21 protein-coding genes and 1 pseudogene are annotated in these 22,078 nt (G+C 65.9%); 11 read left to right on the top strand and 11 right to left on the bottom strand.

Going from position 1 to position 22,078, the window contains the following annotated elements:
• Positions 1 to 431, bottom strand: a pseudogene (locus V6R86_RS13820) (glucose/galactose MFS transporter); the annotation flags it as partial.
• Between the two features lie 141 nt (positions 432 to 572).
• Between V6R86_RS13820 and V6R86_RS13815 the strand changes: the two are divergent.
• Together V6R86_RS13815 and V6R86_RS13810 are read left to right on the top strand one after the other, a co-directional pair.
• The gene (locus V6R86_RS13815) at positions 573 to 2,078 is read left to right on the top strand and encodes an MFS transporter (protein ID WP_338505342.1); all 1,506 of its coding nucleotides are present in this window, start codon (positions 573 to 575) and stop codon (positions 2,076 to 2,078) included.
• A 118-nt stretch (positions 2,079 to 2,196) separates the two neighbouring features.
• Positions 2,197 to 2,982, top strand: coding sequence for an inositol monophosphatase family protein (locus V6R86_RS13810; RefSeq protein ID WP_338505340.1), 786 nt, complete (start codon positions 2,197 to 2,199; stop codon positions 2,980 to 2,982).
• Here the strand turns inward: V6R86_RS13810 and V6R86_RS13805 are convergent.
• The 4 genes from V6R86_RS13805 to V6R86_RS13790 are packed head-to-tail and all read right to left on the bottom strand — an operon-like array spanning position 2,946 to position 6,765.
• Entirely contained in the window at positions 2,946 to 4,304 is a 1,359-nt protein-coding gene (locus V6R86_RS13805; RefSeq protein ID WP_338505338.1) for a glycoside hydrolase family 43 protein, read from the bottom strand. The genes V6R86_RS13810 and V6R86_RS13805 overlap by 37 nt on opposite strands.
• Before the next feature lie 27 nt (positions 4,305 to 4,331).
• Positions 4,332 to 5,261 carry a Gfo/Idh/MocA family oxidoreductase gene (locus V6R86_RS13800; RefSeq protein ID WP_338505337.1) on the bottom strand — a complete coding sequence of 310 codons (930 nt, stop codon included), beginning with the start codon at positions 5,259 to 5,261 and terminating at the stop codon, positions 4,332 to 4,334.
• Positions 5,258 to 5,887 (bottom strand): 2-dehydro-3-deoxy-6-phosphogalactonate aldolase, encoded by a 630-nt coding sequence (locus V6R86_RS13795; protein ID WP_338505336.1) that lies wholly within the window; start codon positions 5,885 to 5,887, stop codon positions 5,258 to 5,260. The genes V6R86_RS13800 and V6R86_RS13795 overlap by 4 nt, the downstream gene beginning before the upstream one ends.
• Positions 5,884 to 6,765, bottom strand: a complete 882-nt coding sequence (locus tag V6R86_RS13790) for a 2-dehydro-3-deoxygalactonokinase (RefSeq protein WP_338505335.1) — start codon at positions 6,763 to 6,765, stop codon at positions 5,884 to 5,886. The genes V6R86_RS13795 and V6R86_RS13790 overlap by 4 nt, the downstream gene beginning before the upstream one ends.
• Positions 6,766 to 6,815: 50 nt before the next feature.
• On the opposite strand from V6R86_RS13790, the gene V6R86_RS13785 reads away from it, so the two are divergent.
• From V6R86_RS13785 to dgoD, 3 genes are read left to right on the top strand one after another with little or no spacing between them, the layout of a single operon-like run.
• Positions 6,816 to 7,715: an SMP-30/gluconolactonase/LRE family protein gene (locus V6R86_RS13785; protein ID WP_338505334.1), complete on the top strand. Its 900-nt coding sequence runs from the start codon at positions 6,816 to 6,818 to the stop codon at positions 7,713 to 7,715.
• A 58-nt stretch (positions 7,716 to 7,773) separates the two neighbouring features.
• Entirely contained in the window at positions 7,774 to 9,081 is a 1,308-nt protein-coding gene (locus V6R86_RS13780; RefSeq protein ID WP_338505333.1) for a family 1 glycosylhydrolase, read from the top strand.
• Positions 9,081 to 10,235 carry a galactonate dehydratase gene (dgoD, locus tag V6R86_RS13775; RefSeq protein ID WP_338505331.1) on the top strand — a complete coding sequence of 385 codons (1,155 nt, stop codon included), beginning with the start codon at positions 9,081 to 9,083 and terminating at the stop codon, positions 10,233 to 10,235. Before V6R86_RS13780 ends, dgoD begins: the two co-directional genes overlap by 1 nt.
• A 36-nt stretch (positions 10,236 to 10,271) precedes the next feature.
• Here dgoD and V6R86_RS13770 read toward each other — a convergent pair whose 3' ends face one another.
• A complete protein-coding gene (locus tag V6R86_RS13770; RefSeq protein ID WP_338505329.1) occupies positions 10,272 to 10,565 on the bottom strand; it encodes a hypothetical protein in 294 nt (97 codons plus the stop codon).
• Positions 10,566 to 10,689: 124 nt separating this feature from the next.
• Between V6R86_RS13770 and V6R86_RS13765 the strand changes: the two genes are divergently transcribed.
• Genes V6R86_RS13765 through V6R86_RS13755 form a run of 3 tightly spaced genes read left to right on the top strand, consistent with a single transcriptional unit; the run spans position 10,690 to position 13,158 of the window.
• Positions 10,690 to 11,580, top strand: coding sequence for an aldose 1-epimerase (locus V6R86_RS13765; RefSeq protein WP_338505327.1), 891 nt, complete (start codon positions 10,690 to 10,692; stop codon positions 11,578 to 11,580).
• On the top strand, positions 11,581 to 12,366 hold the full coding sequence (locus V6R86_RS13760) for a ZIP family metal transporter (protein ID WP_338505325.1): 786 nt from the start codon (positions 11,581 to 11,583) through the stop codon (positions 12,364 to 12,366).
• Positions 12,367 to 12,402: 36 nt separating this feature from the next.
• Positions 12,403 to 13,158, top strand: a complete 756-nt coding sequence (locus V6R86_RS13755) for a TonB family protein (RefSeq protein WP_338505323.1) — start codon at positions 12,403 to 12,405, stop codon at positions 13,156 to 13,158.
• Here V6R86_RS13755 and V6R86_RS13750 read toward each other — a convergent pair.
• From V6R86_RS13750 to parE, 5 genes are all read right to left on the bottom strand, one after another.
• Positions 13,155 to 13,955: an energy transducer TonB gene (locus V6R86_RS13750; protein WP_338505321.1), complete on the bottom strand. Its 801-nt coding sequence runs from the start codon at positions 13,953 to 13,955 to the stop codon at positions 13,155 to 13,157. The two genes, V6R86_RS13755 and V6R86_RS13750, sit on opposite strands and share 4 nt — an antisense overlap.
• Before the next feature lie 13 nt (positions 13,956 to 13,968).
• Positions 13,969 to 15,099: a potassium channel family protein gene (locus V6R86_RS13745; RefSeq protein ID WP_338505320.1), complete on the bottom strand. Its 1,131-nt coding sequence runs from the start codon at positions 15,097 to 15,099 to the stop codon at positions 13,969 to 13,971.
• A gap of 371 nt (positions 15,100 to 15,470) precedes the next feature.
• Positions 15,471 to 16,124 (bottom strand): hypothetical protein, encoded by a 654-nt coding sequence (locus V6R86_RS13740; RefSeq protein WP_338505318.1) that lies wholly within the window; start codon positions 16,122 to 16,124, stop codon positions 15,471 to 15,473.
• A gap of 420 nt (positions 16,125 to 16,544) precedes the next feature.
• Positions 16,545 to 17,333: a hypothetical protein gene (locus tag V6R86_RS13735; RefSeq protein ID WP_338505316.1), complete on the bottom strand. Its 789-nt coding sequence runs from the start codon at positions 17,331 to 17,333 to the stop codon at positions 16,545 to 16,547.
• Positions 17,334 to 17,386: 53 nt separating this feature from the next.
• A complete protein-coding gene (parE, locus tag V6R86_RS13730; protein WP_338505315.1) occupies positions 17,387 to 19,369 on the bottom strand; it encodes a DNA topoisomerase IV subunit B in 1,983 nt (660 codons plus the stop codon).
• A gap of 183 nt (positions 19,370 to 19,552) precedes the next feature.
• Between parE and V6R86_RS13725 the strand changes: the two genes are divergently transcribed.
• The 3 genes from V6R86_RS13725 to V6R86_RS13715 all read left to right on the top strand — a co-directional run bounded on the left by V6R86_RS13725 (position 19,553) and on the right by V6R86_RS13715 (position 22,062).
• Positions 19,553 to 20,095 (top strand): PEPxxWA-CTERM sorting domain-containing protein, encoded by a 543-nt coding sequence (locus V6R86_RS13725; RefSeq protein WP_338505313.1) that lies wholly within the window; start codon positions 19,553 to 19,555, stop codon positions 20,093 to 20,095.
• Between the two features lie 181 nt (positions 20,096 to 20,276).
• Complete coding sequence (locus V6R86_RS13720) at positions 20,277 to 20,798, top strand: hypothetical protein (protein ID WP_338505311.1); 522 nt, start codon at positions 20,277 to 20,279, stop codon at positions 20,796 to 20,798.
• A gap of 184 nt (positions 20,799 to 20,982) precedes the next feature.
• Complete coding sequence (locus V6R86_RS13715; RefSeq protein WP_338505309.1) at positions 20,983 to 22,062, top strand: serine hydrolase domain-containing protein; 1,080 nt, start codon at positions 20,983 to 20,985, stop codon at positions 22,060 to 22,062.
• Positions 22,063 to 22,078: the final 16 nt, after the last annotated feature.

The raw sequence follows: 22,078 nt of genomic DNA, 5'->3' as shown, positions 1-22,078 counted from the left end.
GCCGGTCCGAGCAGGCTGATCAGCGGATTGGCGACGACCTGCACCACCACTACGCCGCTCGCGAGCACGAACAGGGCGAACAGGAACAGGCCGTAGGTAGCGGTGCGCGAGGCCGGAATGAACAGCAGGCACCCCGCCATCATCACCAGCAGGCCGGTCATCGCCCCGCGCATATAGCCGATGCGCTTGACCAGCTGTGCGCCCGGAATGCCGATCACCAGATAAGCGGTGAAGAAGCAGAACTGCACCAGCATCGCCTGCGTGTAATTGAGCGTGAACAGCTCTTTCAGCTTGGGCAGGATGACATCGTTGAGGCTGGTGATGCCGCCGAAGATGAAGAACAGCGCGAACACGAAATAACGCAGCTCGGGCGCGTCGACGCCGTCGCCCGCATTACTGCCGCCGACCTCTGCTGATGTGGCACCGACCATCGACTACTCCCCCTCTACGCTGACCCGACGCTAGCGCGCCCGCGGTCCCTGTCACCTGTGAATACCTATTCTGCTGCACTGCACCAACATTGGCAGGGGCACGCAATCCTGCTTTTCTTAGCCCCGAGTAGAGGAGCGTGCATGGATCAGGTGACGGGCCGGCTGGAAAAGCCGCGGCAAGGCTGGGCGGGGCTGTGGAACATCTCGTTCGGCTTCTTCGGAATCCAGATCGGCTTCGCGCTTCAGAATGCGAACATGAGCCGGGTCTTCCAGTCGCTCGGCGCAAGCCTCGATGACTTGCCCGCCCTGTGGGTCGCGGCGCCGCTGACCGGGCTGCTGGTCCAGCCGATCATCGGCTTCATGAGCGATCGCACCTGGCTTGGCCGGTTCGGCCGCCGCCGCCCTTATTTCGTCGCGGGCGCGCTGCTGGCGGCCTTGTCGCTGATCCTGATGCCGCTCGCGCCTGTGCTGCTGGCGGCCGCGGCGCTGCTGTGGCTGCTCGACGCCAGCCTCAACATCTCGATGGAGCCGTTCCGCGCCTTTGTCGGCGACCAGCTCCGCCGCGACCAGCATACCGCCGGCTATGCGGTGCAGACCGCTTTCATCGGCGCGGGCGCGGTGATCGGCTCGATCTTCCCCTACCTTCTCGAACATTGGGGCGTCAGCAACGTCGCCGCCGCGGGCGCCATCCCCGACACGGTCCGCTGGAGTTTCTGGGCCGGCGGCGCAGCCCTGTTCCTGGCGGTGATGTGGACGGTCTTCACCACCCGCGAATATTCGCCAGACGAGATGCGCGGCTTCGGCGAAGAAGCGCCCATCGAAGGCGGTGACGCCATGCGCGCCCTTGCCTCCCGCAGCTGGCTCGCCGCCTTGTTCTGGTTCGACATCGGCGTGATCGTGGTCGCGGCCACCTGGTACTTCGGGCTCGAGAAGGAGGTCTATCTCCTCGGCGCCTTGCTGATTGCCTATGGCCTCCTGTCGGTGTTCGTCGTGATGCGCGCCAAGGCCGGGCAGGGCGCGGGGATGCTCGGCAGCCTGGTCGGCGATTTCTCCGGTATGCCGTCAGTGATGAAGCAGCTCGCCCTGGTCCAGTTCTTCAGCTGGTCGGCGCTGTTCATCATGTGGATCAACACCACGCCGGTGGTCGCCCTCAACTTCTTCGGTGCCAGCGATCCCGACAGCGCGCTCTACCAGGAAGCAGGCAATTGGGTCGGCGTGCTGTTTGCCGTCTACAATGGGGTCGCCGCCTTGGCCGCCCTTTTGATCCTGCCCCCGCTCGCCAAACGCATCGGCAAGGCCCGCACCCACGCCCTGTGCCTCGGCGCGGGCGCTTTGGGCTACGCCAGCTTCTTCCTGTTCAACGATCCCCAGCACCTGCTGCTGGCCGAGATCGGGGTGGGGATCGCCTGGGCCTCGATCCTCGCCATGCCCTACGCCATTCTCGCGGGCGCGCTGCCGCAGGCCAAACTCGGCACCTACATGGGGCTGTTCAACATATTCATCGTGGTGCCGCAATTGCTGGTGGCGACGGTGATGGGCTCGATCATGAAGGCCTTTTTCCCCGGCGAGCCGATCTGGACCATGGCCTTTGCCGCGGGCGTGATGGCCTTGGCGGCGCTCGCTACTTTGCGCGTGCGCGAAGCCTGACCGGCGCCCTTGCAATGTAGGATGGCGGCCGCCAAACCCCTTTGGTGATTGGAAAAACGGGCGAAGTGGACGAAGTGGACCCTATGCGTTTTTCCCTTTCCCAGCCCGACTGACTCCAATGCCCGACCTTTTGCCCTTTCTTCATCAACTCTCCGCCACCGCCCGAGGGGTCACGCTCGGCGCCGCGGTGCCGGGCGCCGACAACAAGGCGGGGGAGGGCGGCTATGACCCCGTCACCGAACTCGACCGTGGTGCCGAACGCGCCCTTCGGGCGGCGATCGAGGCGGCGTTTCCCGACGACGGAATCGAGGGCGAGGAATATGGGCTGGTGCGGCCGGACGCGCGGCGGCGCTGGCTGCTCGATCCGGTGGACGGGACCCGCGCCCTGATCTGCGGCCTGCCGAGCTGGACGACGTTGGTGGCGCTGCTGGAGGATGGCGAGCCCGTCGCCGGCTTCATCGACGCCCCGGCGCTGGACGAACTGATGATCGGCCTGCCGGGGCGCACGACGCTGAACGGCGAAGAGGTGCGCGTGTCTGGCTGCACCAATCTCGCCGACGCACGGCTGTCGTCGACCGATCCCTATCTGTTCGACGGGGCCGAGGCCGAAGCCTTCGAGCGGGTGCGGCGGGCGGCGCGGTTGACGCGGTTCGGCTATGACGCGCTCGCTTATGCCCGGCTGGCGGCGGGGCATCTCGATCTCGTGATCGAAAACAAACTGCATCGCCACGACTGGGCGGCGCTGGTGCCGGTGGTGCGCGGCGCGGGCGGGGTCATCGGCGACTGGCACGGCGGCAGCGATTTCGAACCCGGCTCGATCGTCGCGGCGGCAAGCAGCAAGTTGTACGAGGCGGCCGTTGCGCTGCTTCAGGGGACCAGCCGCACCTCGTCTCCATCGAACTGAAGGCCGACGGTCAGCAGCGCGCGAAACACATTGTAGCCGCCGGTGCCGGGGTGGAAAGCGTGAAAGAACAAGTGCGGCTCGCCGTCGGGGCCGACCGATACCGAGGCATGGCCGGGCGCCGACCAATCAGGGTGTGAGCGGAGCAGCGGCTCGGGGGCCTTGCGATAGGGGCCGGTCAGGCGGTCGGCGACGGCGTAACCGATGCCATAGCTCGGCGAGGTGAAGTCGTTACCGGCGTAAAACAGGAAGTAGCGGTCGTTCTGGCGGGTGAGATAGGGGCCTTCGATCAGATGCCCTTCCCAGTCGAGGTCGTTGGCGAGAAGCAACGTCGGTCGCCCAAGCAGGCTTCGGCCATCGGCGGCGATCGGCTGGGCGTAGATCGGGGTCGCCATGTTCTCGATCACATGGTCGGCAACCCCGCTCTCCTCCAGCGCGGGCTTGACCTTGCGCCAGTTGGCCAGCGCCGCCCGGATCAACGGCTGCATCAGGAAAAAGCGCTCCATCGGGCGGCGGCTGTTGGCGAAGGGCTGGATTGCCGCGCAGAAGGCGGCGGTGCGGCGATCTCCCTCATTTTCGAACAGGCGGGGGATGAGGCCCGGATTGTCCCGCAGCAGCGCGGCCAGCGGGCGGGGCCACAGGCTGTTGCTGTCTTTCTTCCAAAGGAGCCACGGCGTGCCATCGGCATCGACATGGACGTGGCTGTCGATGACCGCGCCGGTCAGCAGCGGCTCGCCATTGTCTTGCCACGGCCCGGCGGGATGCGCGGCGCGGGCGAGGCCGATGGCGAGCGTGCGGTCGAGGGCGCGGGCGGTGTAGCTCAGCCAATAGTCGTCGCCGACCCGGGCGATCTCCGGCGCCCAGAAGTCGCCGACTCTCAGCCCAGCGGCGGTCCAGGCCGGGGTTCGGCCTTCCTCGAACACGAAGCCCCTCGGCTGCCAGGTTGCGAGGTCGGCGGAGTGGAGGATGGGAAAGGCATCGGGGGCGTCGTTGGAGGTCGCGACCAGCCACCAGCCGTCGTCGCAGCGCAAGACGGCGGGGTCGCCATAACCCGTCAGGATGCGGGGATGGAGATTGCCGGTGATCAGCGGCCGCCACGGCGGGGCGGGATAGTCGGCGGTGCGCTCGACATGATGCGGATGGCGGATGCCAAAGTCGGCGTGAAGGACATCGAACAAGGCGGAAAAGGCGTCGGGATCGGGACCGCTGACAGTGTAGCGGCGGACTCCGCTGCCATCGGAGGGCGACACGTCGAGGACGAAGCGGTCGCCTTGCTCGGTGGCTTCGATGGCGAAGGTCAGGAGCGACAATGGCTTAGCGTTCACTTGCCACGATCCCAGCCGAGGGCAACGCTAGACCGTCACCGCGTCGACCATCTCGCGCTTCGACACCAGCAGCGAGTCCGCAACGAGACGAAGGGGTTCGGCGTCGACCAGGCTTTCGCGGCGGTCGATGAGGTCGGCGAAGGTGGCGTAGAGGTCGGGATATTCGCCGATCCCGCTCGCCGCGACCTCGTCGCCGTTGAGCTGCAGCCGCGCGCCGCCGTCGAGGAGCTTGAGGTGCGCGCCGTCGGCGGTCTCGATCAGAATCGTCCATTCCTCGCCATCGGTCTTGCGCCAGTCGAAGCTGGCGCTGAGCGGCCCGTCCGCGGCGGGCGAGGTGAAGGAAAGTTCGGCGGCGATCGGAGTGTGGGCATTGGCCGGGAAGTAGAGCGTCCCTTCTCGAACGAACAGCGGCGCGGGCAGGATGGCGGTGGCGACCGAGAAGGCGTTGATGCCGGGGTCGAACACGCCGAAGCCGCCGGCATCGAACACCCATTGCTGGCCGGGATGCCATTTGTGGACGTTTTCGTGCCAGGTGATGCGCATCGACTTGAGGCGCTGGCCGGCAAGCAGCTTCTTTGCCGCCGCGACCCCGCCATTATGCTGCGCATGCCAAGTGGTGAAAAGCGTAGTGCCCTTGGCGGCGGCGAGGCGGCGCAGTTCCTCGACTTCGCCCAGCGTCGCGCAGGGCGGCTTTTCGAGCAGCAGGTGAAGCCCGCGCTCGATGCACAGCCGGGCGATCTCGAAGCGGGGGCCGGGAGGCGTGGTGATCGCCGCCGCCTCGAACTCAAGGCCGGACGCGAGAAGATCCTCGGCCGAGATGAAGTTGGGCGCGGGGCCATTGCCCTGTCGGCTGACGCTGGCCGCCAGTTCGAAGCGAGGGTTGCCGGCGATCGCGGGAACGTGCTGGTCCTCGGCGATCTTGCCGAAGCCGATGATGGCGGTGCGGATCGGCTTCATGAGCGGGCGGCCTCGACATAGGCCTTGGCGCGGGCGTGGACCTCATCGGGACTTCGGCCTGGGGTGAAGACACCGGAGCCAAGACCGAAGCCGTTGGCGCCGGCCTCACGCCATTTGGCCATGTCGCCGGGCTGGACCCCGCCGACGACGAGGACCGGCACTTGCCTCGGCAGCACCGCGCGCTGGGCCTTGAGGATGGCGGGCGAAGCGCCTTCGGCCGGAAAAAGCTTCAGCGCCTGTGCACCGGCATCGAGCGCGGCAAAGGCTTCGGTCGGCGTAAAGTAACCGGGCGCGGCGACCATCCCGGCCTGCACGGCGGCGGCGATCACCTGGGCGTTGGTGTTGGGCGCGACGACCAGCCGACCACCGGCGTCCTTGACGCGGGCGACGCTAAGCGTGTCGAGCACGGTGCCGGCGCCGACGAGCGCACGGTCGCCGAGTGCCCGGCTCAAGCGATCGATGCTTTCGAACGGATGCGGGCTGTTCAGCGGCACCTCGATGATGTGGATGCCGGCCGACAGGATCGCTTCACCCACCGCCACGACCTCGTCGGGAGTGACGCCGCGGATGATCGCGACCAGCGGGCAATCGGCGAGATAGCGGGCGAAGTCGGTTTCGGCGGTCATGACAGTCGCTCCACAATGGCGTTGGTGCCGGCGAGAAAGGCTTGTTCGCCGTCGACCTGGCGAGTGGCGCGGCCGGCCTGGGTCAGGGCCGCCGCATAAAGCTGCGTCAGCGCGCCGCGGCCCATGACGATCACCTCGCCCTGCGGCATGCCGTTGAGGCCGGTGCGCACATCGGCGCCTATCAGAAGGCCGCTGACGAAGCTCGACACCTCGGCTTCGGCAAGGCTGCCGAGCAGGACGCGGGCGCGAACGGTGAACAGGTCGGCAGTCACCGCCCGGCCTTCGAGACCGCGGGCGACGCCTTCTTCAAACGTTTTGCCGGGGTGCGCGGGGGTGTCGAGCCACGCCTTGAGCAGGCTTTGTGCCTTGAGGATCGAGAACATTTCGCCGGTCATTACCGTGCGGAACCAGACTAGGCGCCCGCCTTGCATCAGCGCCCATTTGTTATGCGTGCCGGGATGGCAGATGAGGCCGTCGGGCGAACAAAGGCCGGCGTCGACCGCGCCGAAAAACTGCGTTTCCTCGCCGCGCATGACATCGCCGCGCAGGCCGTCGACGAAGGACGCGCCGGGGACGATGAAAGCGCGTTCGCTCGGTACCTCGATCAATGAGGCGGCGAGGGTGGCGAGGTCGAGCGGGCAGGGGAGGTACGGCGCGTCGACCCAGCCGCCGCGCGCACCGACCATCCCCGCCATCAGCAGCGGCAGATCGCCGAGCCGATCGCGGATGTCCTGCACGGCGGCGGGAAAGCCGCCCGCCGCGACGCTGGTGAAACCGAGATCGTCGGCGAATTCCTGCTCCACCCGGCCGTCACGCATTCGCCAGGCACGGCGGTTCGTGGTGCCCCAGTCGACCGCGATATATCCGTCTGTCCACATGCCCGCGTCCATGCCAACAAAAGCGACGAAGGGCGACAAGGGTCCTACCCTTGTGCGGCGACCACGTTATTCTGGGCGGCGCGATGGACATCACCTGCATAGCCGATGTGAAAGCCCTGCTGGGCGAAGGGCCGCATTGGGATGCGGAGCGCCAGCAGCTCACCTTCGTCGACATCAAGGGTCGAAGGGCGTTCCGGCTCGATGGCGATGGCGGCAATCTTGCCGAGATTGCGACGCCCTATCGGATCGGCAGCCTGATCCCGCGGGCGAGCGGCGGTTATATCGCCGGGACCGAGCATGGGATCGCGCACGTCGACCTCGACCGCGAGCGGTTCCAACTGTTGTTCGATCCCGAGGAAGACCGCGAAAGCAATCGTTTCAACGATGCCAAGGTGGACCGCAGCGGGCGGCTCTTCGCGGGCACGATGGACGACGAGGAGCGTGAAGCGACCGGCGCCTTTTACCGGATCGACAAGAAACTTGCCTGCGCCCGGATCGACGACGGCTTCCGGGTCACCAACGGCCCGGCGTTCAGCCCCGACGGCAAGATCATGTATGCCAACGATAGCGGCCGCCAGATCACCTATCGCTACGACTTGGCGCCCGACGGGACGCCGCTCAACAAACTCGAACTGGTACGCTTCGGCGAAGGCGACGGCTATCCCGACGGAATGACGGTGGATGCCGAAGGCTGCCTGTGGATCGCCTTCTGGGACGGCTGGTGCCTGCGCCGCCTGTCCCCGCGCGGGGAGCGGCTGGCCGAGATCCGAGTGCCGGTGCAGCGGCCGACCAGCGTGGCGTTCGGCGGCGCTTCGCTCGACCGTCTTTTCATCACCAGCGCCCGCATCGGGCTCAACGAAGATGCGCTTGGCGTGCAACCTTACGCGGGCGGGCTGTTTATGACGGTACCGGGTGTGACGGGCATCGCGGAGCAGCCATTCGCCGGCTGAACCGGGTCGCCGCCCATCGACGCGCCGCATCTGCCAGGAGGCAAGTATCGCCAATTTCATGTTCGCCACGGGGATCGAAAACAGCATCCCCACCATCCAGGGCGGCAAGGTCCGGGTCGATCAGATGGAGGCGTCGGATCATTATCGCCGCTGGCGCGAGGATTTCGACTGCGTCGAGGAGATGGGGATCGAATATCTCCGCTTCGGTCCGCCGCTGCACAAGACCTTTCTCGGCCCCGGCAAATATGATTGGGAATTCGCCGATCTCACGCTGAACGACCTCAAGCGCCGCGAAATCACCCCGATCGTCGATCTTTGCCACTTCGGCGTGCCCGACTGGATCGGCAATTTCCAGAACCCCGATTTCAGCCAGCAATTCGCCAATTACGCCGCCGATTTCGCCGAGCGATATCCGTGGATCCAGCTCTACACGCCGGTGAACGAGATGTTCATTTGCGCCGTCTTTAGCGCCAAATACGGTTGGTGGAACGAGCAGCTGCAAAGCGATCAGGGCTTCGTCACCGCGATCAAGCATATCGTCAAAGCCAATGTGCTGGCGATGGTGGAAATCCTGAAGCGCCGGCCCGACGCCATCTTCATTCAGTCGGAATCATCCGAATATTTCCATGCCGACAGCCCCGCCGCGATCGGCCCGGCCGAGGTGCTGAACAGTCGCCGCTTCCTGACGCTCGACCTCAATTACGGGCGGCGGGTCGACAGCGAGATGTACGAATATCTGATGGATAACGGGATGACCCGGGAGGAATATCATTTCTTCCTCGGCAACCGGCTGAAACAGCACTGCATTCTCGGCAACGATTATTACAAGACCAACGAGCACCGGGTACATGCCGACGGGCGGACCGAAGCGGCGGGCGAGACCTTCGGTTATTGCGAGATCACGCGGCAATATCACAACCGCTACCGCCTCCCGATCATGCACACGGAGACCAATTTGCGCGAAGGGCCGACGGGGCAGGAGGCGGTACAGTGGCTGTGGAAGGAATGGGCCAACGTGCTGCGCCTGCGCAACGTGGGTATCCCGACCGTCGGATTCACCTGGTACAGCCTAACCGATCAGGTCGATTGGGATACCGCGCTGCGTGAGAAGAACGGCAACGTGAACCCGCTTGGGCTGTATGATCTCAACCGCAATCTGCGCAACGTGGGCAAGGCCTACAAGCAGCTGATCAAGGATTGGCGCGACGTGCTTCCGGCCTCGTCGGTGTGCCTGGCGGTTCCGATCAAGCCGATCGGCCACGATTGCTGGCCCCCGCGCGACGATTATGCGGGCAAGGGGGTCGAAGCGCAGGACAAGGGCCTGGCGCTTGGCAATCAGTCGCAATCGCAGCCGGAGAGCGCGTAATGCCCATGCCCGAGCTCAAGATCGGCCGGATCGAGACCTTCCTGGTGCCGCCGCGCTGGCTGTTCGTGCGGGTCGAAACGGTGGACGGCGCGCACGGCTGGGGCGAAGCGAGCCTCGAAGGTCATGCCGAGGCGGTGAACGGCGCCTACGAAGCGATCCGCGACCGCTTCATCGGGCATGACGCGGCGCGGATCGAGGACATCTGGCAGATCGCCTATCGCGGCGGCTTCTATCGTGGCGGCGCGGTGCTGATGAGCGCGCTGTCGGGGCTCGACCAGGCGTTGTGGGATCTGAAGGGCAAGGCGCTGGGCGTGCCCGCGTGGGAACTGATGGGCGGGCGTGTGCGCGACCGGATCCGCGCTTATGCCTGGATCGGCGGGGACAAGCCGCACGAGATCGACAGCGCGGCGGCAGCGCGCAAGGCGCAAGGCTTCAGCGCGGTCAAGATGAACGCCACCGCCGACCTCGACTGGATCGGCACGCCCAAGCTGTTCGACGAGGTGATCAGCCGCGTCGAGGCGGCGCAGGCACAGGGGATGGATGTCGGGCTGGATTTCCACGGCCGGGTGCATCGGCCGATGGCCAAGCAGCTGGCCAAGGTGCTGGAGCCGCTGGGGCTCTTATTCATCGAGGAACCGCTGCTCAGCGAAAATCCCGAAGGCCTGGCCGACATCGCGGCTCTGGTGTCGACCCCGATCGCGCTGGGCGAGCGGCTTTATTCACGCTGGGACTTCAAACCGTTCTTCGAGCGCGGCGCGGTGGACATCATCCAGCCCGACCTCAGCCACGCCGGCGGGATCAGCGAATGCCGCCGGATCGCGGCGATGGCCGAAGCCTATGATGTGGCGGTCGCGCCGCATTGCCCGCTGGGGCCGCTGGCGCTGGCCGCTTGCCTGCAGATCGCGGCCAATGCGCCCAACGTCGCGATTCAGGAGATGAGCCTCGGCATTCACTACAATGTCGGGCACGACCTGCTGGAGTTCGTCACCGATCCGGAGGTGCTGACCCCCGTCGACGGCTTTCTGCCGATCCCGGACAAGCCTGGCCTCGGCATCACGGTCGACGAGGACAAGGTGCGCGCGGTGGCGAAGGACGGCCATCGCTGGCGCAACCCCATCTGGCGCCACCGCGACGGCAGCTTTGCCGAATGGTGATCGACGCGGTGCCCCGGCGCAGGCCGGGGCGACGGCTCAAGCGGCCTTGCGCGGCTGTTTGAACGGAACGCCGTCGAGCCGCGCGGCGAGCGCATCGATCTCGGCGTCGGCCGCGGCATGGTATTTGGCGTCGGCCTCCTGCTCGGCCGCGGTCAGTTCGCGCCAGTAGGTAATCGACAGGCGGCGCCCGAACACGTCGTCGCCGCGCATCTTCAGTTCGGGCTCGGCCGTTTCCGGCAAGCTGTCGCGGATGGCGGTGAGCGTGGTGATCAGACGATCGAGCGAGGTGTAGTCGCTGACTTCGATATAGTCTTTGACGCGTGTACGCATGGGTCGCATCCCTCCCCGGAGCGAGGACTTGTTTCGCGCTGTCGATTCCGCATCGCAAGCACTGAGTGACGGTTTATCCCCAGATCAGTTGCGATGCCGTGAACAAATGGCCAAGAACGGGTTCATGTTGCACGCCGACCACACGCCCCTGACGCTTCGTGCCGGTGCGCTCGAGCTGATCCTCCGCCCGGAATTGGGCGGGGCGATCGCGGGGCTGGCGTGGGTGGGCGAAGGACGGCGGGTGCCGCTGCTGCGCGAGACCCGTGCGGACACGGACAGCGTGCTCGACATGGCCTGCTTTCCATTGGTGCCGTTCGTTAATCGCATCCGGGGCGGCCGGTTCAGCTTTCATGGGCGCGAGGTCACGCTGAAGCCCAACATGGCAGGCGACATCTCGCCACTGCATGGGCAAGGCTGGCTCGGCGCCTGGACGGTCGAGAGCTGCAACGAACGCCGCGCGGAGCTGCGCTTCGACCATGCGGCGGGCGAATGGCCATGGGCCTATGAGGCACGGCAGGTGTTCGGCCTCGACGAGAATGGCCTGACGCTATCGCTGGAGTGCCGCAACACGAGCAACGACGCGATGCCGTGCGGGCTTGGCCAGCATCCCTATTTCCCGTGCGAGGCCGAGACGCGGATCGACACCGAGGTCCTCACCGCGTTCGAGATCGACGAGCATGTGCTGCCGACCGGCGAGGTGCCGGCGACCGGGCGCTATGATCTCAAGAACCGCGCGGTGTGCGGGCAGGGACTGGACCACGGCTTCGGAGGCTGGGGCGGGACGGTGCTTCTGACCGATCCGGCATGGCCCGCACCGCTGAGGTTGTCGAGCGAGCAGGCGCATTTTTTCCAGCTTTATTCGCCGGAAACGGGCGGCATTTTCGTTGCCGAGCCTGTGACCCACGCCAATGCCGCGCTGAACGAGCCCGAGGAGCGCTGGAAAGAGCTCGGCCTGCAAGTGCTGGAGCCGGGCGAGGCGATGCGAATGACCGTGCGCCTGGAGCTCGTCCGCTAGGTGGAATGGGATCTGATCGCGACCGGTACGCTGGCGAGCTTTCTCGCCGGACAGGCCACCACGCTCGGCGCGCTGCCGGTCTTCTTCATGCGCTCGATCAGCCAGCGCACGCAGAACATCTTTCTCGGCTTCGCGGCCGGGATCATGCTGGCGGCGAGCTTCTTCTCGCTGATCATTCCCGGCCTCAATGCCGCGGGTGAGCTGCACGACGGCAACAAGACGATTGCGGCGCTGATCGTCGGTTCCGCGATCCTGCTCGGCGCAGGCACGCTGCATCTCGTCAACCGGGCGGCGCCGCACGAGCATTTCATCTCCGGGCCGATGAGCGGTGCGGAGCGGAGCAAGCTGTCGCGCATCTGGCTGTTCGTGATCGCCATCTCGCTGCACAATTTTCCCGAAGGACTGGCGGTGGGCGTCAGCTTCGGCAGCCCCGACGATACTGCGGGGTACGCAACCGCCTTCGGGATCGGGTTGCAGAACGTGCCCGAAGGGCTGGCGGTGGCGCTCAGCCTCGCGGCGGTCGGTTACGGGCGGTTGTTCTCGTTCCTGATTGCCGTTGCCACGGGTCTGATCGAACCGGTCGGCGGGTTTCTTGGAATCTCGGCGATTTCGGTGTCGAGCGAATTGCTGCCGTGGGGGCTGGGTTTTGCGGGAGGCGCGATGATCTGGGTGGTGTCGAGCGAGATCATCCCGGAAACCCACCGCGATCACCAGGAAGGCACCGCGACCTTTGCGCTGATGGTGGGCCTGGCGGTGATGATGAGCCTCGACTGGATCTTCGGTTAACGAGACGGTCGGAACTCATCCGCTATGGCCCTTGCGATGCAGCCGTCGATTCTCAGCCGTCGTGACCGCGCCGGGGCCATTGCCCTGGTGGTGCTGGTCCATGTCGGGGTGCTCGCCGGCCTGCTGACGCTGGGATCGTCGAGCGCGGTGCAAGAGGCAGTGCAGGAGCGGCTCGAGATCTTCGACGTGACGCTGCCCAAGTCGCCGCCACCCCCGCCGCCGCCGGTAGTAGTCGAGAGTCGCGCCGCGCCGAGGGAAGAGGGCGCAGCGGCGCCGCCGGCCCGCAAGGCGGAAGCGACGCCGGTCAAGCGGGTCGAGCCGATCGTGGTGCTTCCCCCGCCGCCCGCCCCGGTGATCGCCGCGCCACTGCCGGGACTTGGCAGTGCACCGAGCGCCGGAGCGGCGCCGGTCGACGGGCCGGGCAGCGGGGCCGGGGGGCAGGGCAATGGCACCGGCTCGGGCGGCAGCGGATCGGGGCCGGGCGGTGAAGGTGACGGCGGCGAAGGGCAGGGGCCTTCGGTGATCCCTAGCACCACACTGACCGGGCGGAGTTATCCGCGTGAGGTCTTGCGGGCGTGGCCGCGGGGCGGGCGGGTGTTCGTGGCCGTGCGGGTCCAGACCGATGGGCGAGCGACCGACTGCAAGGTCAACCGGTCGAGCGGCAATTCAATCGTCGACCAGTGGACCTGCCGGCTGGTCGAGGAGCGGGTGCGCTTCCGCCCGGCGGTGGACGGCGACGGGCGCCCCTATGTCCGCTGGTACGGCTACATCCAGGCGCCGGTAAACTTCTAATAACGCTCCTCCACCGGTTCGACCCAGCGGTCGGCGCCGGGGCGGTGGTTCCAGATGAATTCGCCGTAGGTCCAGCCGTCGACCGCCCGCCCCGCGCGGTCGCGGGCGGGGTCGTAGCGGAGGCGGCGACGGGCCGAGGCGCAGGTCGCCGCGTCAAGCGCGGCAATCCCGCTCGAGCGCTGGATACGGCAGTCGAGCACGGCCCCGGTGCGGCCGATCAGCAAGCGGAACCGGACAAAGCGGGTGCGGCCCAGCTCGAGCCCGCGGGGGACATCGGCCTGCTGAATGTCGCCGGCGACATATTCGGGCTCCTGGGCAACTCCGCCCGCGCCGCCGCCGCCGGTGCCGTCACCGAAGCGGCCCGCGCCAAGCCCTTCGCCCTCGCCGCCGCGGCCGGTGCCCGGCCCATCGACCGGCGCGGCGCCGGGATTGGGCGCGGTGCCGGTGCCGGCGATCGGCGCGGCGGGAAGCGGCGGGGGAACGGGCAGCTTCACCACCGGGGGCGGGGCGACCACCGGAGTCGGGGTGTTATTGAGCGCCGGGGGCGCGGCGGCGCCTTCGGGATCGGCGGCGCGCTCGGTCGGCTTGGGCGCCGGTTCGGGCAGCATCGGGGTGGCGGGCGGTTCGGGCTCGGCCTCGTCGGGGATGTCGAGTAGGACCAGCGGTTTGGCGAGCTCGGCCGGAGACGGGGTGACGCCGAGCCCGGTCAGCAGGGCATAGCCGAGGCCGACGTGGATCAGCGCGGCAAGGCCGATCGAACGGGCCCGGTCGGCCGGAGTGGCGAGCTGGCGGCGCATGGCGGGAGGGCTTCTAGGCCGGCAAGGCTGAACCGTGTCTTGCTTGCGGGCGGTGGGTGGGTGCGCCGACGCCGAGCAATTCGATGATACGGTCGCCGTCGCGCAGGACGCAGGATTCAGGATCCTCGAAGCTGACCGTGGCGTCGCCGCGCAGGATGCGCAGGCCAAGCCCGGTGGTGATGGCGCCGAGCGGCTGGCCGACTTCCTTCGCGGTCACCTGCCGTTCGTGCAACTGGACCCGGCCCTGGGCGGAGGCGAGATCGGCGAGATAGTCGGACACGCCCGAGCCTTGTGCCGAACCCGCCATCAGCAGCCCGGCGAAGCTGACCGGATTGATCACGGTGGTCGCCCCGGCGGCGCGGGCCGGGAGCTCGTTGTCGCTGGCCCGGACAGACACGGTGATGCGCAGATCGGGGGCGAGGTGCCGGGCGGTGAGGCAGACGAGGATCGAGGTATCGTCGCGCCCGGCGGTGACCAGCAGGGCGCGGGCGCGCTCGACATGCACCGCCTGAAGCGTCGCATCGCGGGTAGCGTCGCCTTGCAGCACCATGCAGCCATAGGCGTGGGCCTGCGCCAAGGCTTCCTCGTCGCAGTCGATGACCACGAGATCGGACGGCTCCGACCCGCGGGCGACGAGTTCGGCCACCGCTTCCGACCCGCTGCTGCCGAAGCCGGCGACGATCACATGGCCGCGCAGTCCTTTCTGGAGTTGGCGCATCAGATATTTGTCCCACAGGCGTTTGATGAAAAAGGAATAAGCGGTTCCGGCGAGGATCAGCAGGAAGAAGATGCGGATCGGCGTGACGATCAGCGCATCGAACAGGCGCGCCCGCTCGGTAATCGGGACGATGTCGCCATAGCCAGTGGTCGTCGCGCTGATCATGGTGAAATAGATGATGTCGGCGAGGCTGATCGAGCCGTCGTAATTGTCGCGAAGGCTGTCGCGCTCGATCCAGTGGAAGCCGATAATGAAGGCCAACAGCAGGGCCATGATCGCCAGGCGGAAGCCAAGCTGCGCGCGGATCGACCACTTCGACTGGCGGCGAAGCTGAAGACGATCGGTCGCCCACGGCACCTTGCGGTTGGTCAGCACCCGCGGCGACGGGGTGGACGGACGGCCGGAACGGGGCGTGCTGCGGGACATTCAGAAGCGCAACGAGGCAGGATCGTTACGGCTCCCTGTTATTCGGCCGGGGCGTGGTTCCCGGGGGCAAGCAGCGCGGCTGCGCCGGCGTTTCCGCCGTGGCGTTCGATCACCTCGAAGAAGCGGGCGTGTTCGGCATGGACGGGCCCCAACTGACGCTCGACCCAGCGATCGAGCGAGAGACTTTCGGCGCGGGTGCAATAGCGTTTGTAGCCGGGGCTGCCGGGCCAGCGATCCTCCGCCGCGAGATCGAGTACCGCGAGCGGATCGTAGAGCGCGTCGGGATCGTCGGAGGCTTCGTCGGGGCCATAGTCGAGCGGCGCCCAGTCATCTTCGGGCGCGCGGACGGCGGGCGGCGGAAAGCTGGTCTGTCAGCCGGTGGTGGTGCGCTGGATGCGGGGGTGGGGACGGTCGAGGGTTGGGGAAAAAGGCATTGGGTCCACTTCGTCCACTTCGCCGTCTTCGAAGGGATCGAAGGGGTCTTGGGCGGCAGCGTCGCGGGCTTCTTCGGCGGCGGCCTGTTCGCGCTCGTGGGCCGCGAGATCGGCGGCGGCGCGTTCGGCGGCCTTGCGGTCGAGGCGTTTCAGCAGCGCGAGGCCGAGGCGGGTGTCGGTGAAATGCTTTTCGCCGACGCATTCGCCGTCGCGGTAGAAGCGTTCCACCGACCCGCGAAAGGCGTGGGACAGCAGTTCGTCGGCCAGCCGCGGCAGCGCGCCGTCGATCAGCGCATCCTCCCACGCGAGCGCGAACAAGGGATTGCGGCGGCGGGCTTCGTAGAGGCCGGACTTGGCCATGCCGAGGTGCTGGCAGGCGGTGTCGACGCAGCCGGTGGCGGCCAGCGCCTCGCAGAAAGCGGCCATGCGGGCGGGGGTCCAGCCGTCGTGGCGGTCGGAGCCTTCGCCGGCCAGCGCGAGGCGCTGGGCGAGAGGGGAGGCGGGGTCGGGCTCGGGGGTGGCGGTGGACGAGGCCGGGAGGCCGGGCTCGGGGGCAGCGTCAAAGGTGGTGGGGATGGGCGGGTTGATCATGGCGGTGATCTCTTGCGGTGGGTTCGGCAAGAGGGAGTGTGCCAGATAGGTTTGGTGTAGGACAGCCTTATCAAAGTGGCGGCAAGATCGTCAGTCGCGCCGCATTCGCTGGCACCGCCCAAACCGCGGTCGATTGGCGAAGGATGCTAGGTCGCACACTCCTCCCAGTTGTGCCGCTGAAATTCCGTGCAGCGTGCGCTAGGCGCCGAAATCGGCGCAGTCGATCTTCAGCGCGGTCCGGAAGCGCGCGAGATCGGAGGTGGTGCGGATGTTTGATCTACACGCACCCAAGCATAGCCGCTAGAACAAACAAGGAACAGTCTGTCGGAGCGTTAGCTGGGGAGAAGTGCGTGGCGGGCGGGTGATGTGATGATGAAAGCGATCTCGTGCGATGCATTCGGCAAGAATGGTTTTGCAGAACTAATGGTTTTGCGACGATCTATTTTGAATGCTACTTAATTTCTCTCTAGCTAGAACTATGGTGTGCCCGTTTCCACGAAGAAGAACTACCTCCGAACCTGCAAATAGAAGATCGTAACACGCTCTCTGATTTTTGATAAACGCGCATGGCAATCCGCGAATCTTTCCATTCTCGTATCTGTCTCGTCTTCCCGCAACGTCACCCGCTACATAAACCGCGGCTAGGAGAAATAGGGGAGTAAGTGTGGCGCCTGCAATCCTTAGGTTTCTGCGTTTGTTCAGGCTTAACGCAAGGATAGGCAGCGAGAAAACCATCAGAAATTCTGGCAGTGGCGAAAATGATGCCGGATCCGAACTTTGAAAATCTTGGATAATCACGATCATAAGGAAAAATAGAACGAGAACCATTATCGCAAATGCAGCGATGAATTCCTTGTTGAAGGATTGTGATGTTGTTTTTTCTGGTTTCTGAGATGAAGCGCTTTGATCAGGTTTGAATTTGAGCATGCTTTCATCTGCAAAGGCGTCTTTCAGAATGTTCCGGCTCAGAATGAGTAAAACGGACGGGCCTACAGCGATCGAGAAGAAGATCATCGTCGAAAGAGAGGAAGTGAAGAGCATAATTAAGTCGCTGAAGCTGAATACACTTAAAAACCTAGGCTCAATTGAAAAAAAGTAGCCTAGTCCATACGCGTAAGCACAAGCAGACGTAGCTGCCGCGATTAATCCAAGTGCAGTCGCTAGATCGGCGAGGGAGAGCCTAAAATTAGGTGGAACAGTGTTCGTCACCTCGCCACGATTACCTTTATCTTGAAAACCGGCAATCAGAAATTACGGTCCATCTAAGCGTCCAGCTCTTCCCCGCTCACCGCCGCCGCCCGGCTCTGGATGAACGCAAACCGGTGTTCCGGATTCTTGCCCATCAGCCGCTCGACCAGGTCCTTGACCGGCTGGCGATGCTCGAATTCGTGGGGGAGGGTGACCTTGAGGAGCGAGCGGGTGGCAGGGTCCATCGTCGTCTCCTTCAATTGGTTGGGGTTCATTTCGCCCAGGCCCTTGAAGCGGCTGACATCGACCTTCTTGCCTTTGAACTCGGCCTTTTCCAGCTCGGCACGGTGGGCATCGTCGCGGGCGTAGAGCGTCTTGGTCCCGGCGGTCAGGCGGTAGAGCGGCGGCTGCGCCAGGAACAGGTGACCGCGGCGGACCAGCTCGGGCATCTCCTGGAAGAAAAAGGTCATGAGCAGGGTCGCGATGTGGGCGCCGTCGACGTCGGCGTCGGTCATGATGATGATCTTTTCGTAACGCAGCGCGCTTTCGTCGAACTTGTCGCGGATGCCGCAGCCGAGTGCGAGCTGGAGGTCGGCGACTTCCTGGTTGGCGCGGATCTTGTCGGCGGTGGCCGAGGCGACGTTCAGGATCTTGCCGCGGATGGGGAGGATCGCCTGCGTCTTGCGGTTGCGGGCCTGCTTGGCCGAGCCGCCGGCGCTGTCGCCTTCGACGATGAACAGCTCGGTGCCCGCGGGCTCATCGGACGAGCAATCGGTGAGCTTGCCCGGCAGGCGGAGCTTGCGCGAGGAGGTGGCGGTCTTGCGCTTCACCTCGCGCTCGGCGCGGCGCTTGAGGCGTTCTTCCATCCGCTCGACGATCGAGCCCAGCAATGCGCGGCCGCGGTCCATGTTGTCGGTCAGGAAATGATCGACATGATCGCGCATCGCGGTTTCGACGAAGCGCGCGGCTTCGAGCGAGGTCAGGCGGTCTTTGGTCTGCGACTGGAAATGCGGATTGCGGATGAACACCGAGAGATAGCATTCGCATGACTGCATCACGTCGTCGGCGGTGATGTCCTTGGCGCGCTTGTTGCCGACGAGATCGCCGAATGCGCGCACGCCTTTGGTCAGCGCGGCGCGCAGGCCCGCTTCGTGGGTGCCGCCGTCTGGGGTCGGGATGGTGTTGCAATAGTAGGAGGTGAACCCGTCGCTCCACAGTGGCCAGGCGACCGCCCATTCGCAGCGGCCCTGGCCGTCGGGGAAGTCGGCGGCGCCGGCGAAGGGCTGCGCGGTGACGCACTCGCGGCCTTCGAGCTGTTCGGCGAGCGCGTCGCCGAGGCCGTTGGCGAATTGCAGGGTCGCGCTTTCGGGCACCTTGTCGCTGGCGAGCGAAGGATCGCATTTCCAGCGGATCTCGACCCCGGCGAAGAGATAGGCCTTGGAGCGGGCGAGGCGGAACAGGCGCTCGGGGTCGAAGGCTAGGTCACCGAAGATTTCGGGATCGGGGTGAAAGGCGACGGTGGTGCCGCGGCGGTTGGGGGCGGCGCCGACTTCTTCGAGGGGGCCGAGCGCCACGCCCTTGGCGAAGGTCTGGCGGTAGAGCTTTTTCTCGCGCGCGACCTCGACCACGGTTTCGGTGGACAGCGCATTGACGACGCTGATGCCGACGCCGTGGAGACCGCCCGAGGTGGAGTATGCCTTGCCCTCGAATTTGCCGCCCGAGTGGAGCGTGGTGAGGATGACTTCGAGCGCGGACTTGCCGGGATATTTGGGGTGCGGGTCGACCGGAATGCCGCGGCCGTTGTCGCTGACGGTCAGGCGATTGCCGGGTTCGAGCGTGATCTCGATACGCGACGCGTGGCCGGCGACCGCTTCGTCCATGCAATTGTCGATGACTTCGGCGGCGAGGTGGTGAAGCGCGCGCTCGTCGGTGCCGCCGATATACATGCCGGGGCGGCGGCGGACGGGTTCGAGCCCTTCGAGCACCTCGATCGCGGAGGCGTCATAGTCGGACGATGGTGGTTGCGGTGCCCCCCCGGGCCCAAACAGGTCGGTCATGGTGAGAGGAGTGTAGGGGAGGCGAGGCGCGAAGGGAACAGGGAGCGAACGGCGGGTTTAGGGTTCCACTTGTGGGGCATGCGTATAATTATTGTTAACCGGCTGCGTCCGCCTTCCTTGCTCAAGCGTATCGACCCTTAGCCACGAGTTTTCGCAACCCGCGGGCGGTGGCCGGGAGAAACCATGAACAAGCTAGCCATCGGGATCGCGGCTCTTGCCGCCTGTGCGGCCACCCCTGCGTCCGCAGCGGAATTCGTCTTTACCTTCGACACCACAAGCACCTTGTTCGGTGGTGCGCCGCAGACCATTCGCGGTGTCTTCACGACCTCCGACACGCCAGTCGACCGGTTCGGCCAGACTGGGCTGGAGATCACCGGCATCCGCGGCACGATCAACGACGTTGCGATCAGCGGACTGTTCGCGATTGCGAACAATCCGTATTATTACATCACGACCGGGCCGACGTTCCTCGACGGCAGCGGCGTGCGCTTCAACGCGGGCGCGGCGACCAACATCGCCTTCTTCCATCAGGACGGAGTCGATGCGAACACCTACCGGGTGAATGGCAACGGCACGATCTCCGCCTTCGGTCCGGCGACCTCGTCGCGGCTGGGCGCGGTAGCGGCGGTTCCGGAACCATCGACCTGGGCGATGATGCTGGTCGGCTTCGGCGGGATCGGCGCCAGCATGCGCTGCCGCCGCCGCCAGACGCTGGCGCTCGCCTAAACGGTGACGGGCGTCAGGCCCGCTTCCACGCGCATGCATTGCAGCAGGCGCTGGAGGCGGGCCGCGGCGTCGCTGATGAGATTAGCGGAGTACGGAGTTTCCTTGCGAGCGTCCGCTCTCGACCCATTGCGGACATTCGAGCAACTCGGCAGGCTCCCGACTTGCGTCGGAGAGAGTCTAAGTGAATATGCCCCGCCACTTCGTAGCCGAGGTATCGTCTCCTGAACGACGGCGCTTGTCACTCGCGCACACAGGCATTGACCGTAGCAGCTACGGTTCTCTGAAGTGGCTGGGCTGGGAGTTCATCATCGAGCGCGTAACCGCAGCTGGCCAAGACCTCGCCGAGTGGCATGTTTGGGAAGAATCCATGCTGGAGATCCTTCGCTACCCGGAGGACTACTCAGACGGGCCTATAATCTGGCGCAGCAGCGACACGGGTGACGAGGTAAACCTGCGGGCACTCCAGCCCGCCTTCGACGCGAGCATGCGGTTCGCCAATGCAATCAAGACTGCGGCATCTGCGGATGGGAACAGCCGCCTCTGCTTCAATCTCTACGATGATGGCCATTACCGCTTTACCCTTGAGGAGCGAATGAGGGAGGCAGAGCTTGAGGCGTGGGTGCCAAGGGATTGGTCGAGCGAATTTCCAAGCCTTGAAGCTGCTGAAAGCGCTGCGCGACAAAGGTTTGATTGGATCAGTTAGCGCCATTCGCCAATGTCCGCTTTCCACCCATTGCAGACATTAGCGCCAATTGCGGCAAGGACAGTTTGCCGGTGTGTCGACACTGTCGCCAAGAATGTGTCTCGTTCGGCAATCCGCATTGGGGGCGACGGTGAGCGTCCAAGCCCCGCTTGTTCGTGATTTGAGACCTTCCTAGAGCAAGGCGATGAACCTTGATCGTCGCTCTTTTCTTGCCGCAGCTGCCGCTCTTGGGGTCGTGCCGACCCGCCTCCTCGCAGCGCAAGGGGCAGTCGAAGGCCTCGTCGGGCAGGTCGGCGCGGTGTTCGACCGGCGTGGGTTGCGGTCGGAAGGGGTGGCGGGCGTGACGCGGGCCGGGCCGGGGGGACGAGCGATCGTGGCGGGCGATCGCTGGCACCTCGGGTCGAACAGCAAGGCGATGACGGCGGCCCTGTATGCGGTGCTGGTCGAGCGCGGGGTGTTCCGGTGGGAGGCGACTTTGCCCGCGCTTTTTCCGGGGCTCGCGGTTCATCCCGAATGGTCGGCGGTCACGATCGAACAGGTGATGGGCCATGTCGCCGGGCTGGACGATCGCCTGATGGCGGGGGCGTGGCTGATGCAGCGTCATCTCGATCGGCGTCCGGTCGCGGTGCAGCGCGCCGAGTTCGCGCGCGAGTTGCTGGCGCAGCCGCCCGGTCCGACCCGCGGCCGCTTTGCTTACTGCAACGCCGGCTTCGTGCTGGTGGGCGCGGCGATCGAGCGGGCGACGGGGCAGAGCTGGGAAGAGGTGATGACGCGGCGCTTGTTCGCGCCGCTGGGCATGCGGCGGAGCGGGTTCGGGGCGCCGACGGGGGACAGTCCGTGGGGGCATCGGGGCAAGGTCGCGGTGGATCCGGCGGGGTTGGCCGACAATCCCCCCGTGCTGGGACCGGCGGGGAGGGTGCATCTGTCGATGAGCGATTACGGGCGGTTTCTGGGACTCTTCCTGCAACCGAAATCAAGGCTGCTGCGGGCTGACACGATCGCGCATCTGCTTCGTCCGCCGGTCGCGGGCGCGACCTATGCGGGGGGATGGGGCCTTCAGCGCAGCGCGGGCGGCGGGCGGGCGCTGGTCCATGAAGGGTCCAATACGATGTGGCACGCGATCACCGCGCTATATCCGGACGAGGGGGCCGGCTATTGCGTCGTCGCCAACGAGGCGGGGGGCGCGGCACGGACGAGGCTGGTGAGCGCGCTCGACGCGCTGCGGCGCGGCTCGGCTTCGCCGTCGCGCAAGGTGGGCGGGTGACGGCGACGTGGCGGTG

The organism is Sphingomonas kaistensis, assembly GCF_036884275.1.
Taxonomy (GTDB): Bacteria; Pseudomonadota; Alphaproteobacteria; order Sphingomonadales; family Sphingomonadaceae; genus Sphingomicrobium; species Sphingomicrobium kaistense_A.
This window is presented reverse-complemented; position numbering and strand designations above follow the sequence as displayed.

Excerpts from the sequence above, each read along its gene's own strand:
- V6R86_RS13815 (WP_338505342.1), top strand. The coding sequence starts at position 573 with ATGGATCAGGTGACGGGCCGGCTGGAAAAGCCGCGGCAAGGCTGGGCG.
- V6R86_RS13810 (WP_338505340.1), top strand. The coding sequence starts at position 2,197 with ATGCCCGACCTTTTGCCCTTTCTTCATCAACTCTCCGCCACCGCCCGA.
- V6R86_RS13800 (WP_338505337.1), bottom strand. The coding sequence starts at position 5,261 with ATGAAGCCGATCCGCACCGCCATCATCGGCTTCGGCAAGATCGCCGAG.
- V6R86_RS13795 (WP_338505336.1), bottom strand. The coding sequence starts at position 5,887 with ATGACCGCCGAAACCGACTTCGCCCGCTATCTCGCCGATTGCCCGCTG.
- V6R86_RS13790 (WP_338505335.1), bottom strand. The coding sequence starts at position 6,765 with ATGTGGACAGACGGATATATCGCGGTCGACTGGGGCACCACGAACCGC.
- V6R86_RS13780 (WP_338505333.1), top strand. The coding sequence starts at position 7,774 with ATGTTCGCCACGGGGATCGAAAACAGCATCCCCACCATCCAGGGCGGC.
- dgoD (WP_338505331.1), top strand. The coding sequence starts at position 9,081 with ATGCCCATGCCCGAGCTCAAGATCGGCCGGATCGAGACCTTCCTGGTG.
- V6R86_RS13770 (WP_338505329.1), bottom strand. The coding sequence starts at position 10,565 with ATGCGTACACGCGTCAAAGACTATATCGAAGTCAGCGACTACACCTCG.
- V6R86_RS13765 (WP_338505327.1), top strand. The coding sequence starts at position 10,690 with ATGTTGCACGCCGACCACACGCCCCTGACGCTTCGTGCCGGTGCGCTC.
- V6R86_RS13755 (WP_338505323.1), top strand. The coding sequence starts at position 12,403 with ATGCAGCCGTCGATTCTCAGCCGTCGTGACCGCGCCGGGGCCATTGCC.
- V6R86_RS13750 (WP_338505321.1), bottom strand. The coding sequence starts at position 13,955 with ATGCGCCGCCAGCTCGCCACTCCGGCCGACCGGGCCCGTTCGATCGGC.
- V6R86_RS13745 (WP_338505320.1), bottom strand. The coding sequence starts at position 15,099 with ATGTCCCGCAGCACGCCCCGTTCCGGCCGTCCGTCCACCCCGTCGCCG.
- V6R86_RS13740 (WP_338505318.1), bottom strand. The coding sequence starts at position 16,124 with ATGATCAACCCGCCCATCCCCACCACCTTTGACGCTGCCCCCGAGCCC.
- parE (WP_338505315.1), bottom strand. The coding sequence starts at position 19,369 with ATGACCGACCTGTTTGGGCCCGGGGGGGCACCGCAACCACCATCGTCC.
- V6R86_RS13725 (WP_338505313.1), top strand. The coding sequence starts at position 19,553 with ATGAACAAGCTAGCCATCGGGATCGCGGCTCTTGCCGCCTGTGCGGCC.
- V6R86_RS13715 (WP_338505309.1), top strand. The coding sequence starts at position 20,983 with ATGAACCTTGATCGTCGCTCTTTTCTTGCCGCAGCTGCCGCTCTTGGG.